The following is a 12,000-nucleotide window of genomic DNA, read 5'->3' as shown; positions in this document are numbered from 1 at the left end:
AATTGGAAAAATTATTAATGTTTTAATACAAAGAAAGGAAGTCGTGCAGGCTGTAAACCTCCCCCTAAAACAAGTTAAATTGTTCAGATTAATAAATAGAAAAATAAGGGAAATTCCAGAAAAAAGCTGATGCTACGCTATTTATAGATTAATTTGATATGGATTTGCGATAGATTTTCAGATGCCCTTCACGTTATGCTGTGGAAAACCAGAAGGGAAGTGGCAACCATGGAACGCGAACTGGCGTTGGAAATTGTCCGAGTAACAGAATTGGCGGCTTTAGCTTCAGCTCCTTGGATGGGAAGAGGCGACAAGAATAGTGCAGATGAAGCGGCTACTTTAGCCATGCGTGCCATGTTCGATTCCGTGTCTATTCGAGGCACGGTCGTAATTGGGGAAGGGGAAATGGATGAAGCCCCAATGTTGTACATCGGTGAAGAAGTCGGGAATGCCGAGGGACCGGAGGTTGACGTCGCTGTTGATCCTTTGGAAGGTACAGAGATTGTTGCTAAAGGTCTGAACAATGCACTATCCGTCATTGCGGTGGCGGGAAAAGGAAATCTGCTCCACGCGCCGGACATGTATATGGAGAAGCTAGCCGTTGGTCCTGCACTGGTAGGCAAAGTCAGCATCGAAGATCCGATTGAGGTGACTCTGGAAAAAGCGGCTGTTGCGCTAAATAAAAATATCTCTGATCTCACGGTCATGATCCTTGATCGTGTACGGCATGAGAGCACGATCAAAACACTTCGCAAAGTTGGCGTGCGGATCAAATTCCTTAGTGACGGCGACGTTGCAGGAGCGATGGCTCCAGCTTTCCCTGAAGCGGGTATTGACCTGTATGTTGGATCAGGTGGTGCCCCTGAAGGTGTGCTGGCTGCAGCAGCCTTGTCCTGCCTCGGAGGTGAGATTCAAGGCCGTTTGATGCCTGCCAATGCAGATGAATTCCAGCGCTGCTTGCAGATGGGAATTGATAATCCTTACAAAGTGTTGACGATGGAAGATATGATCGGTACAGAGGATGTTATTTTTGCCGCAACGGGAGTAACGCCTGGTGAGATTCTTGGCGGCGTGCGTTATCTTGCAGATGACCGGGCGGAGACAGATTCGATTGTCATGCGTGCCAAAACGAAAACCATTCGTTTTATTCGTTCTCTGCATTTCCTGCCGAACAAAGAGGTATTGCATAAGGTTCGTAAGCTTCAGGCTTCCTCCGAGCCAACAGATCGCATGATCCGGAAGTTGACTAAAGAGATGGAACAGGCTGAATTCAGTCAGTCTGCCAAGGAAGCAAGCGTAATTACAAATGGTTAAATTCTTTTCTTCATCTATATATTAAATTCATAGAACTTACCTGTGCGCCACATTATTGAAAAATAAGAATGAGGAAAAAGGTGAATCCTGAAATCCTCATTCTTTTTGTTGTTTTAGCATTGACAACGGTTACATAGCATGAGAAAATGTACGCGCGTACATAAATATTTATTCTGGATGATTTTTATTTTAACGTGCAGATGTCATCTGAAGGAGGTGAAAGACATGGCTTCTCGCAGAGAAGTCGCTGAGCTTGCAGGGGTTTCCGAAGCGACGGTGTCCAGAGTTTTAAATGGCGTTGGACCCATCAGGGAAGAGACTCGCCGCAGAGTACTTGAAGCATCCGAGCGGCTAGGCTATGTGCCCAGTGCACTTGCTCGCAGTTTTGCCAGAAGTAAGAGCGGCAATTTGGGCGTTGTGTTGCCATATGTTCCGAAGGCACATCTGTTTTCAGCCTATTTTTTCTCGGAAATGTTAAGTGGTATCGGAAGCAAAGCGAGAGACAACGGCCTTGATCTGCTGGTCATGTTTCAAACCGCAGGTGAGGTTATGAATTATACCGATTTGTTTCGCAGACAGAAAATTGATGCCTGTATCATTCTTGGTGCGAGACATGATCAGGATGAGCTTGCGGCCATGCAACAGTTAGATCGGGAAGGACATCCGTTCTGCGTCATGAATCAGCATTTTGCCAGTGAGTCATTCATGGAAGTGGATGCCGATCATGTGGAGGGAAGCAAGCTTGCTATACGTCATCTTACCGATCAGGGATACCGCAAAATTGCTTTTTTGAATGGACCAGACAGCTATTCGAACAGTCAGGATCGGTTGGAAGGCGTGCGATTAGGACTGCATGAGGCGGGCATGGAACTGGATCCTGGTCTGCTACTTGAAGGCAACTACAGCAGGCGGAGCGGCATTGAGGCAGCAGCCTCTATAGCTAATCGTTTGTATGAGATAGATGCTGTGTTCGCAGCAAATGACAGGATGGCCATTGGTGTGATGCATGGCTTGCGGGAACGAGGAGTACGTACCCAGGATTTCCCGGCATTTGTTGGCTATGACGACTCCGATGCCGGCGAGATGGCAGTTCCGGCGCTGAGCAGCGTCAGGGTTCCCTTTTTCGAGATGGGGGAGCTTGCTGTATCCAAACTGATGCAAGGTACGAATGGGATAGCTGATGCAAGAGGTCAGAAAGGGTATCATTCCACAGTAACTTTTGACTCGTTACGAACTCTTTTACCCACAGAATTGATTATTCGTGCGTCATCCAACCGTCGTATTGAAGAGTAGAGCCGAGCAGATCCGTTATTTACTTCTATTAAATGTTATTTTCATTCTATACCAATGTTTTTGCATTCTATTAAGGGAGGAAATGATTATGTCAAAACGTGTTCGTGTAGGAATGGTTGGATACAAATTTATGGGAAAGGCTCATAGCAATGCATATCGCAGTCTGCCCATGTTTTTCCCATCTGCACCGCTACAGCCTGAAATGTCTGTCATTTGCGGTCGAAATGAGCAGGGAGTTCAGGCGGCGGCAAACCAATTTGGCTGGGCTGAAAGTGTCACGGATTGGCGTGAACTGGTCAAGCGGGATGACATCGATCTCATTGATATTAATGCTCCAAGTGATGCTCATAAGGAAATTGCACTGGAAGCAGCTCGTCAAGGCAAGCATTTGTTCTGTGAGAAACCACTCGCACTCTCGCTGGCTGACTCACGTGAGATGCTTCAAGCAGCAGAAGAGGCTGGTATAACCCATATGGTTGGCTTCAACTATCGTTTCTCCCCAGCCGTTCAGCTGGCAAAGGATCTGATCGAAAGCGGACGTTTGGGCAAAATCTATCATTTCCGTGCGTTTTTCCTTCAGGACTGGATTCTGGACCCGAACTTCCCGCTCGTATGGCGTCTGCAAAAAGACGTCGCAGGTTCCGGTTCACATGGTGATCTCGGTGCTCATTTGATTGATCTCGCTCGTTTCCTCGTTGGTGAGTTCCAGGAGGTTATTGGCATGAGTGAAACGTTTATCAAAGAACGTCCGCTCGCTTCCGAGATGACAGGTCTTAGTGCTAAGGGAAGTTCAAGTGCAGATGCACCTAAAGGTGAGGTAACAGTGGATGACGCCACGTTGTTCCTGGCTAGATTCGCAGGCGGGGCGCTTGGCAGTTTTGAAGCTACTCGATTCGCTGCCGGACATCGTAGCACGAACTCTTTTGAGATTAACGGCAGCTTGGGCAGTGTGCGGTTTGACTTTGAACGTATGAACGAACTGGAAGTTTATTTTACGAAGGATGACGAGGATGTACAGGGCTTCCGCCGCGTACTCGCTACCGATCCTGCGCATAAATATGCCGAGGCTTGGTGGCCTGCGGGACATACGATTGGTTTTGAACACACGTTTACACATGAAATGTTGGAACTTGTAACCGCTATTTCGGAGGGCCGCCAGCCGTCGCCAAACTTCCATGATGGGGTTGCGTGTCAAGCGGTACTTGAAGCCGTAGAACGTTCGGTAACGGAGCGTCGCTGGGTAACTCTTGAAGAGATGTAACGATGTAATAACGAGATACGAAGAGATAAGGTTTGAAGACAAAAACAGAAAATAAATTCAGAAGAGACTGGTAGAGATGCAGTCCGAATCAGATATTCAGATCCAAGGAACGACCCAAATTGAATGAATCGAAAGCGAGGATCTAGCGATGAAAAAAGCACTGATTGTATGGGGCGGCTGGGATGGACATGAGCCGGAACAAGTAGCAGCCATTTTTGAGCGCATCTTAAAGGAAGAGCAGTTCGAAGTCGAAGTCTCTGGCACCTTGGAGTCGTATGCGGACGCAGAGAAGTTGCTCGGTCTGGATCTGATTGTGCCTCTATGGACAATGGGGCAGATTGAGCAAGAACTGGTGAATAACGTTTCAGCGGCTGTACAGAGCGGTGTGGGCCTTGCAGGTCTGCATGGCGGGATGTGTGACGCATTCCGTAACAACGTAGACTGGCAGTTTATGACGGGTGGACAGTGGGTAGCCCATCCAGGTAACGATGGAGTGGAATATATGGTGAATATGAAGCGAGGCTCCAGCCCGCTTTTCGAACATATTGAAGATTTTCAGGTGAAAAGTGAGCAGTATTACTTGCACGTTGACCCGGCTGTAGAAGTGCTGGCAACCACCCGTTTCCCGATTGTATCCGGGCCTCACGCCGCCAATGGGCCTGTCGATATGCCTGTAGCGTGGACGAAGCGCTGGGGTGCAGGCCGTGTATTTTACAATTCACTGGGACACCATGCAGACATCGTAGATATGAAACCCGTAACCGAGATGATGCGCAGTGGTTTCCTCTGGACAGCCGCAGGCAAGGAACTGGCGAAGAGCTGCAAAACCGATGCGACGACTGAGGTATACACAGGCATGGCAGACAACCAAACCTAATGTTTTTGTTCAGCAGCCTAGTAACTTTGTGAGTTCGTACTCACAAGAAATGCATAAGAGAGCGTATAACCACATAACAGATCCACGGCGAGGGGAGTAAAAGCATGAAAACAATGAAAGTAGGTATTATCGGCTGTGGTAAAATCAGCGGCATTTATATGGAGAACTGTCACCGTTTTGAGGTGCTTGAGCTGGTTGCGGTCGCTGACCTGGATCGGCAGCGTGCAGAGGAGCAGGCCGCGGCTTATAACGTTCCAAATGTATTTTCCGTGGATGAAATGTTCGCGAGTCCCGAGATCGAGCTGATCATCAATCTGACGATTCCTGCCGTTCATGCCGAAGTATGCATACGTGCGCTGGAATCGGGCAAACACGTTTATGTCGAAAAACCGCTCGCGGTTACCCGTGAAGAAGGGCACGCTGTACTTGAAACAGCCAAACGTAAAGGCCTCCTCGTAGGCTGCGCACCTGAAACCTTCTTCGGTTCAGGCATTCAGACAGCACTGCAGCTCGTAGAGGATGGTATCATCGGTAAACCGGTAGCAGCAACAGCCTTCATGATGAGCCGTGGACATGAGTTCTGGCATCCCGATCCGGAATTCTATTATGCCAGCGGCGGGGGCCCGATGTTCGATATGGGGCCTTATTATCTGACGGCGCTTGTTCAATTGTTGGGACCCATTAAGTCCATTGCGGGAATGACGGGTAAAGCGATGACAGAACGAACGATTACGAGTGAGAAAAAGAGAGGCCAGATCATCCCCGTTGACATTCCAACCCATGTCACCGGTCTGCTTCAATTTGAGCAGGGAGCCATCGGTACGCTGATTACAAGCTTTGATGTATTTGGCGGAAGTGCATTGCCTCCGATTGAGATTTACGGAACGCATGGCACGTTACAAGTCCCTGACCCGAATACCTTCGGCGGTCCAGTGCGTTATCGTTTGATGGGTGAGCATGAATGGACAGAAGCCCCGCTTCTTCCAGGATACCAGCAAAATACGCGTGGCATTGGCGTCGCGGATATGGCGTATGCTGTTCAAAGTGGTCGAGCACACCGGGCGAGCGGCGAGCTGGCCAACCATGTGCTTGAAGCCATGTGGGCTTTCCATGACTCATCGGATGAGCAGACCTTTTACAAGATGAAGAGCACATGTCAGCGCCCAGCAGCGTTACCAGTGAACCTGCCACTATATACGCTGGATCAGTAAGGAATGCATAACTTCTTCCCGAGATAAACAAACAGCCTCTTTCCAAGAAACTGGGAAAGAGGCTGTTTTGTGTACCAAGAGTACACTGCAGAGATTACCGTTGTTTGATCTGACATTTAACAAAATGTATTTAAAATCAAGGCTCAAATCCGGCCTGACTAATATAGATCTCCTGTTCTGCAAAATGCATCTTCATTCGTTCCACAACCGTTTGGTAAGCCTGCGGCTGATACCAATGCTGCATTCCGACCTCCTGATAAAGAGCCTCCATCCCAAGTCTCCGTGTCCGCTTGCCCTCACTGCCGTCACCCATAAAATAATCATCAATGCACACACGTTGAACGAGCGGTCTAAGCATAGAGGCAAACTGTTCACTGCTCGGCAATACAGGCGCAATAGCAGCTTGAGTCGGGATACCAGCATCTCGTAGTTGTTTAAGCGCACGTAAGCGACCTGCAATAGGTGGCGCAGAGGGGGTAAAGTGCTTCCTAATATCGTCTTGATCCGTCTCCACGGTCATACTCACTCGCACACGTTCACCAAGCTTCTGCAGGACATCAATATCACGAGTAACCAGCGGACTTCGGGTCTGCACCAAAACAAAATCCGGCGGTTCGATCAGCATCGTTTCCAGCAATGAACGTGTGATTTGTTCCTGAGCTTCGACGGATTGATACGGGTCGGTGCTGGACGACATGAAAATCGTTACTTTTCCTTTCTTACGGGCTCGTTGCAATTCTTTGGCGAGAATACCGGAGGCTTCTTTTTTCACATCTACCCAGCTACCCCAGTCTTCCTTACGAAATAAGTTGACAGGCATCTGTCTAACGTAACAGTAGGAACATCCGAAAGTGCAACCCGTATAAGGATTCAAGGTGTGGGTGTAACCATTCAGGAAGCCAGTGCCTTTGTTTAATAACGTCTTGGGCACCTTGTAAGCGAATTGAGTCTTCATAAGCGGTCATGTCTTTCCCTGTAATATGCAGGAGTATATCCGGTATGTTTACGAAAAACGGAAATAAAATAAGCCGGATTAGATATCCCTACTTGACGTGCGATTTCGTTGACGGTTAGATGTGTACGTATAAGAAGGGTTTGTGCTACGCTGATCCGTTTGGCTTGGATATATTGAACCGGGGTTTGACCCGTAATGCGTTTAAACACCCGATGCAGGTGGTACGGACTCCCATGGCTTACAGCAGCAAGTACATCGAGCGCTAACGGTTCGGCATAGTGTTTATCAATATATTCGGTAACCCCGTGAATCCACTCCTGGTCTGGCACGCGTTCTCCTGTAGGTTTACAGCGTTTGCAAGGTCTGAATTTGTGAGCCAGCGCTTGTTCTGCATGACGAAAAATCAGGACATTGCCTGATTTCGGCGCTCTTGATTTGCACGAGGGGCGGCAGAAAATACCGGTTGTTTGTACTGCATAGAAAAACGTACCATCGTACGTGTGATCATTCTGGATTATCGCTTCCCAGTAATCATGGGGAATCGATGTGGGAAGTTCATCATTTTGCTGTGTAGGTTTCATAAGGTTCACCTCTGCTTTAATTATACCCTGCACGATCGGGAAATGACGAAGTTTTGAATTGAAATCGCAAGATATCGATATTCTTGAACCCTTATGTAGGAATGAGACGGGCTCTTTCTTCATTCCTGCTGAAATATACGCTACAATGTATAGGATAGGTTATGAAGCAGAGATCATCTTATTATCTAACCATTGAACAAATAACAAACATCAGTCATAGAAGAAAGAGGTAGATAGACATGGTTCGATTCGGTGTAGTAGGTACCAACTGGATTACGGAAAGGTTGCTGGAATCTGCAGTTCAAGTGCAAGGGTTTGAGCTTACTGCGGTATATTCGCGAACAGAGGATAAGGCTAATGCATTTGCAGACCGATATGATGCAGCTTATCGTTTTACGGATTTGGAAGAGATGGCAGCCAGTGATACGCTGGACGCAGTATATATTGCGACGCCGAATACACTGCATGCACAACAGGCGGAGCTTTTTCTGAGACATGGCAAGCATGTACTGTGTGAGAAACCTCTTGCGGCTAATGCGTCAGAAGTACACAGTATGATCGAGACAGCTCGCAAGCATGATGTGCTGCTGATGGAAGCGATGAAGTCAACGCTCGTTCCCGTGTTTAAAAGTGTAGAGAAGCATTTGCCCAAAATCGGCCCTATTCGCAAGTACATAGCGGGTTATTCGCAGTATTCTTCGCGTTATGACAAGTATAAGGAAGGTATCGTGTTAAACGCCTTCAAGCCTGAGCTCGCTAACGGGGCGTTAATGGATCTGGGTGTGTATTGTTTATATCCACTCATCACGTTATTTGGAGCACCAAACCAGGTTCAATCTCAAGCCATGATGCTGGAATCCGGCGTAGATGGGCAAGGAAGTGTGTTGCTGAATTATGACGGAATGGATGCCGTCGTGACCTACTCCAAAATCTCCAATTCGCATGTACCTAGCGAAATTATGGGCGAGCGCGGAAGTATCATCATCGACAAGATTGGATCGCCTGAACATGCAGAAATTCGTTATAATGATGGCACGATTGAGGTATTGACGGTGGAACAGCAACATCCCGCGATGTATTATGAAGTGGAGGAGTTCGTGAATCTGGTGCAACAAGGAAAATTAGAATCCACTATGAACACGTACGAACGCTCCCATCAAACGATGAAGGTGATGGATCAGATCAGGCAACAGATTGGTCTTGTTTTCCCCAATGATTAAACGAGAGAGTGTATAAGAGAGGAAGCGAACGAGATGAGCCGAGAAGAGCAGAGGATCGTGAACGATCAGAAGAGCAGAGAAGAACGGGAACATTCAGAAGACAGCACAGACAGGAAGCACGGCAAACAGATGCATCAGCATGAAGAGAGCGGTCTGGAGCTGTCCCAGATTGTTTTTATAGGAAGAACGTTTGAGGAATACATGAGTATGTTTGATCTGACTACGGATGAGCTTGCAGGCCAGAACATCCTGGATTGCCCTGGAGGCGCATGTTCGTTCAGTAGTCGGGCTCGGAAACATGGTGCTCATTCTGTAGCGGCAGATATCGCTTACCAGTATGACATGAATGAACTTGGAACGAAGGGGTTTCAGGATATTGAACATACGATGAAACAGATCCATGCTGTTCAAGGGAAGTATGTCTGGGATGAATTCGGAACGATTGAAGGGTTGAGGGAAGAACGATTGCGCGCGATTACGGATTGTATGGAAGATATGAGGCATTATCCTGAATGTTACGTGGCAACGGTATTGCCTGATTTGCCTTTCAATGATGAGCAGTTTGATTTGACCTTATCCGCACATTTCTTATTTACCTATGCAAATCGGTTGAATTTTGATTTTCATGTTGGAACGTTGCTGGAGATGCTGCGTGTGACAAAGCATGAAGTACGTATTTTTCCCACAGTAGATCTGTCAGGCAAGCGTTATGAATATATGGATGAGCTGAAGATGTTTTTGGAAAATAAGGGCTATCTCCTATCTGAAGTTAGAACGTCATATGAATTTCAGCGTAATGCTCATACGATGCTTCGGATAAGAAAGCCTTCACTTTAGACAGATTAAGATTGGAGGGAAACGAGATGAAAAAGGTTCTTATTCTTGGAGGTACACGTTTCTTCGGTAAACGACTTGTGGATCATTTGATCTGGGAGGGGAAGTCCGAGATCACGGTTGCGACTCGTGGACAGACAGAGGTCGATTTCGGAGCGGAAGTGAAGCGAATCCGGATGGATCGGGAAGACCCGCAGTCTGTAGCAGAGGTTGCACAGTCGGATGAGTGGGATATCGTTTACGATAATATCTGTTACTCTCCGAATGAAGCCAAGGCTGCATGTGAAGCATTTGCCGGACATACTAAAAGATATGTGTTAACCTCTACACTTTCGGTGTATGGAGAACCAAGAGAAGGATCTGTGGAAACGGATTTTGATCCATATACGTATCCGCTGCAGTATGGTAACAAGGAGGACTTTGCCTATGGTGAAGGCAAACGCCTTGCCGAAGCTGTTTTTTTCCAAACGGCGACCTTCCCGGTAGCGGCAATGCGCATTCCTATCGTACTTGGTATGGATGATTATACGAGAAGGCTTCATTTTCATATCAAACATGTACAACAGGGAAAACCGATAGGTATGCCGAATCCCGATGCCGAGATTGCATTTATTAATTCAACGGAAGCTGCGAGATTCCTTGCCTGGCTTGGGAATGTGTCGTTAACTGGACCTGTGAATGCCGCGTCCAAGGGGGCGATTAACCTCTCGGCGATGATGCAGTTAATTGAAACGGTGACGGGCATGCAGGCTCAGATTCTGAAGCAAACCGTGGACGAAGATATGTCGCCTTTCGGAGTCCAGCAATCATGGACGATGGACACATCCAAAGCAGAACACGCAGGGTATGCGTTTGAAGCGCTTATGGATTGGTTTCCGGGTCTTGTGCGTGAGATCGCTCTTGCATTGCAGTCAGAACGATAATCATGCCAAGAGATGGACCTGTCCGTTATTATAAGTGAGCTATAGAGATACGCTTGTATTCAACTAAAAGCTTAAATTGATCATAAAAAACAGGATGACCAGAGATACGATCTCGGGTACGTCCTGTTTTTTGTATTCTTACTTGAACTCTGTCATCGGAGTGGACTGTGCAAAATCTCTAGTTCAACTTGTATATCATCAATTAGTAGGCGGAACAGAAGCCGATGTACGTATTCGCAGCTTGGAAGGTAAAATCATCGTTTCAGCGGCAGGTGACAGTTTTCCTTCAATCCGGTCAATCAGCATCTGCATCCCTTGGTATCCGAATTCATAAGCAGGTTGTGCAATGACGGTCAGAAAAGGATCAAAGGCAGAAGCCAGATCAAGGTCATCGAAACAAACGACAGAGATATCCTCGGGTACTCTAAGTCCTCGTTTGCGAAGCAGACGGATCACTCCAATCGCCAGCATGTTGTTTGCCGCAAAAATAGCTGTAGGCTGCTGTGATCTGGAGAGCAAACGTTCCAACCCTTCATCATCACTAAAATCACGATAGCTTGTACGAAGTATAAGTGAAGGATCAGGTGTTATCCCTGCTTCCTTCAGTCCTTCGATATAACCATCTTCACGCAGTCTGGCAGTCGAAACTTCAGAAGACCCGTTGACCAGTGCAATGTGCTCGTGTCCAAGTTCAATAAGGTAACGTATGAGCTCTATTGCGCCTTCACGGCTGTCTCCAGCAATCACATCTGAAGTGATTCCGGGCACGGTTCGATCCAAAAACACAAATGGAATGTTTCGAGCCTGCAACTGTTGCAGATGGGGGAGAGAGCGATCTCCCGCGGGTGCAAAGAGCACGCCATCTACCCGCGTCGACAGGATTGCCTCCACATACTCTTTTTCTTTTCGATAATCCTCGTCACTGTTGCCAAATAAAACACGATAACCCCGAAGATGCGCAGCATCCTCGGCTCCACGGGCCAGCGTTGTATAGAAAGGGTTGGTAATGTCCGTAATTAGCAGAGACAGCATATGAGTTCGCTGCAGCACCAGACTTCGTGCATTGGAGTTTGGGATATAGCCCAGTTCATCGATGACCTGCTGCACACGTTCACGTGTAGCCGTGCTGATGCGACCTGTGCGATTAATGACTTTGGAGACAGTCATCGCAGAGACATTTGCTTTTTTGGCAATATCATAGATTGTAATCAAATGGAATCGAACCTTTCCACAGCATAGTCCTTTCATTTTAATGGATAATGGTAATTGACAGCAACATAGGTGCGTGGTATGTTTGGGTTACCGATAACCCTCAGAGACATTTTATGATCTTAACTGGTCTTTAAATTGCTGGATTAAGCTCTGTTTTAGTCTGATTTAAGTATAGTTAAGATAAATCGTTCTATAGGTTATTTCTGCAAAATGATCTCTATAAATTCATTTATTTACTCAACACAGCGACCGTTCTCGTTATTTTTCATGATGGTTTCATTGTCCACCAAGGTACAGTGAATGACATTGGATGATGATT

Annotated in this window: 11 protein-coding genes; 8 read left to right on the top strand and 3 right to left on the bottom strand. The window is 47.1% G+C overall.

Going from position 1 to position 12,000, the window contains the following annotated elements; translation table 11 throughout:
- Positions 1–228 precede the first annotated feature (228 nt).
- The 5 genes from glpX to EC604_RS23710 all read left to right on the top strand — a co-directional run bounded on the left by glpX (position 229) and on the right by EC604_RS23710 (position 5,956).
- Entirely contained in the window at positions 229–1,314 is a 1,086-nt protein-coding gene (glpX, locus tag EC604_RS23730; RefSeq protein ID WP_123066497.1) for a class II fructose-bisphosphatase, read from the top strand.
- A gap of 225 nt (positions 1,315–1,539) precedes the next feature.
- Entirely contained in the window at positions 1,540–2,607 is a 1,068-nt protein-coding gene (locus EC604_RS23725; RefSeq protein ID WP_123066496.1) for a LacI family DNA-binding transcriptional regulator, read from the top strand.
- Positions 2,608–2,695: 88 nt separating this feature from the next.
- On the top strand, positions 2,696–3,868 hold the full coding sequence (locus tag EC604_RS23720; protein ID WP_123066495.1) for a Gfo/Idh/MocA family protein: 1,173 nt from the start codon (positions 2,696–2,698) through the stop codon (positions 3,866–3,868).
- 148 nt (positions 3,869–4,016) lie between these two features.
- A complete protein-coding gene (locus EC604_RS23715; RefSeq protein WP_123066494.1) occupies positions 4,017–4,745 on the top strand; it encodes a ThuA domain-containing protein in 729 nt (242 codons plus the stop codon).
- A gap of 104 nt (positions 4,746–4,849) precedes the next feature.
- Positions 4,850–5,956, top strand: a complete 1,107-nt coding sequence (locus EC604_RS23710; RefSeq protein WP_123066493.1) for a Gfo/Idh/MocA family protein — start codon at positions 4,850–4,852, stop codon at positions 5,954–5,956.
- Between the two features lie 136 nt (positions 5,957–6,092).
- On the opposite strand, the gene EC604_RS23705 is transcribed toward EC604_RS23710, so the two are convergent.
- Positions 6,093–6,911, bottom strand: a complete 819-nt coding sequence (locus tag EC604_RS23705) for an SPL family radical SAM protein (protein ID WP_123066492.1) — start codon at positions 6,909–6,911, stop codon at positions 6,093–6,095.
- The gene (locus EC604_RS23700; protein ID WP_123066491.1) at positions 6,908–7,492 is read right to left on the bottom strand and encodes a bifunctional transcriptional activator/DNA repair enzyme AdaA; all 585 of its coding nucleotides are present in this window, start codon (positions 7,490–7,492) and stop codon (positions 6,908–6,910) included. Before EC604_RS23700 ends, EC604_RS23705 begins: the two co-directional genes overlap by 4 nt.
- A gap of 239 nt (positions 7,493–7,731) precedes the next feature.
- Here EC604_RS23700 and EC604_RS23695 point away from each other — a divergent pair, with 239 nt between their 5' ends.
- The 3 genes from EC604_RS23695 to EC604_RS23685 are packed head-to-tail and all read left to right on the top strand — an operon-like array spanning position 7,732 to position 10,469.
- Positions 7,732–8,712, top strand: a complete 981-nt coding sequence (locus EC604_RS23695; protein WP_123066490.1) for a Gfo/Idh/MocA family protein — start codon at positions 7,732–7,734, stop codon at positions 8,710–8,712.
- A gap of 33 nt (positions 8,713–8,745) precedes the next feature.
- Positions 8,746–9,549, top strand: coding sequence for an SAM-dependent methyltransferase (locus EC604_RS23690; protein ID WP_345789278.1), 804 nt, complete (start codon positions 8,746–8,748; stop codon positions 9,547–9,549).
- Between the two features lie 26 nt (positions 9,550–9,575).
- On the top strand, positions 9,576–10,469 hold the full coding sequence (locus EC604_RS23685) for an NAD-dependent epimerase/dehydratase family protein (RefSeq protein WP_123066489.1): 894 nt from the start codon (positions 9,576–9,578) through the stop codon (positions 10,467–10,469).
- Between the two features lie 198 nt (positions 10,470–10,667).
- On the opposite strand, the gene EC604_RS23680 is transcribed toward EC604_RS23685, so the two are convergent.
- Positions 10,668–11,681, bottom strand: a complete 1,014-nt coding sequence (locus EC604_RS23680; protein ID WP_123066488.1) for a LacI family DNA-binding transcriptional regulator — start codon at positions 11,679–11,681, stop codon at positions 10,668–10,670.
- Between the last annotated feature and the right edge of the window lie 319 nt (positions 11,682–12,000).

The sequence above is a fragment of the Paenibacillus amylolyticus genome, assembly GCF_003719335.1.
Lineage (GTDB): Bacteria > Bacillota > Bacilli > Paenibacillales > Paenibacillaceae > Paenibacillus > Paenibacillus amylolyticus_D.
The sequence above is the reverse complement of the archived record's forward strand: the minus strand, read 5'-3'. Positions and strand labels throughout refer to the sequence as shown.

Bases quoted from the DNA above. Each gene is read 5' to 3' on its own strand.
- EC604_RS23720 (WP_123066495.1), top strand. From the start codon at position 2,696: ATGTCAAAACGTGTTCGTGTAGGAATGGTTGGATACAAATTTATGGGA.
- EC604_RS23705 (WP_123066492.1), bottom strand. From the start codon at position 6,911: ATGAAGACTCAATTCGCTTACAAGGTGCCCAAGACGTTATTAAACAAA.
- glpX (WP_123066497.1), top strand. From the start codon at position 229: ATGGAACGCGAACTGGCGTTGGAAATTGTCCGAGTAACAGAATTGGCG.
- EC604_RS23710 (WP_123066493.1), top strand. From the start codon at position 4,850: ATGAAAACAATGAAAGTAGGTATTATCGGCTGTGGTAAAATCAGCGGC.
- EC604_RS23725 (WP_123066496.1), top strand. From the start codon at position 1,540: ATGGCTTCTCGCAGAGAAGTCGCTGAGCTTGCAGGGGTTTCCGAAGCG.
- EC604_RS23700 (WP_123066491.1), bottom strand. From the start codon at position 7,492: ATGAAACCTACACAGCAAAATGATGAACTTCCCACATCGATTCCCCAT.
- EC604_RS23715 (WP_123066494.1), top strand. From the start codon at position 4,017: ATGAAAAAAGCACTGATTGTATGGGGCGGCTGGGATGGACATGAGCCG.
- EC604_RS23690 (WP_345789278.1), top strand. From the start codon at position 8,746: ATGAGCCGAGAAGAGCAGAGGATCGTGAACGATCAGAAGAGCAGAGAA.
- EC604_RS23685 (WP_123066489.1), top strand. From the start codon at position 9,576: ATGAAAAAGGTTCTTATTCTTGGAGGTACACGTTTCTTCGGTAAACGA.
- EC604_RS23695 (WP_123066490.1), top strand. From the start codon at position 7,732: ATGGTTCGATTCGGTGTAGTAGGTACCAACTGGATTACGGAAAGGTTG.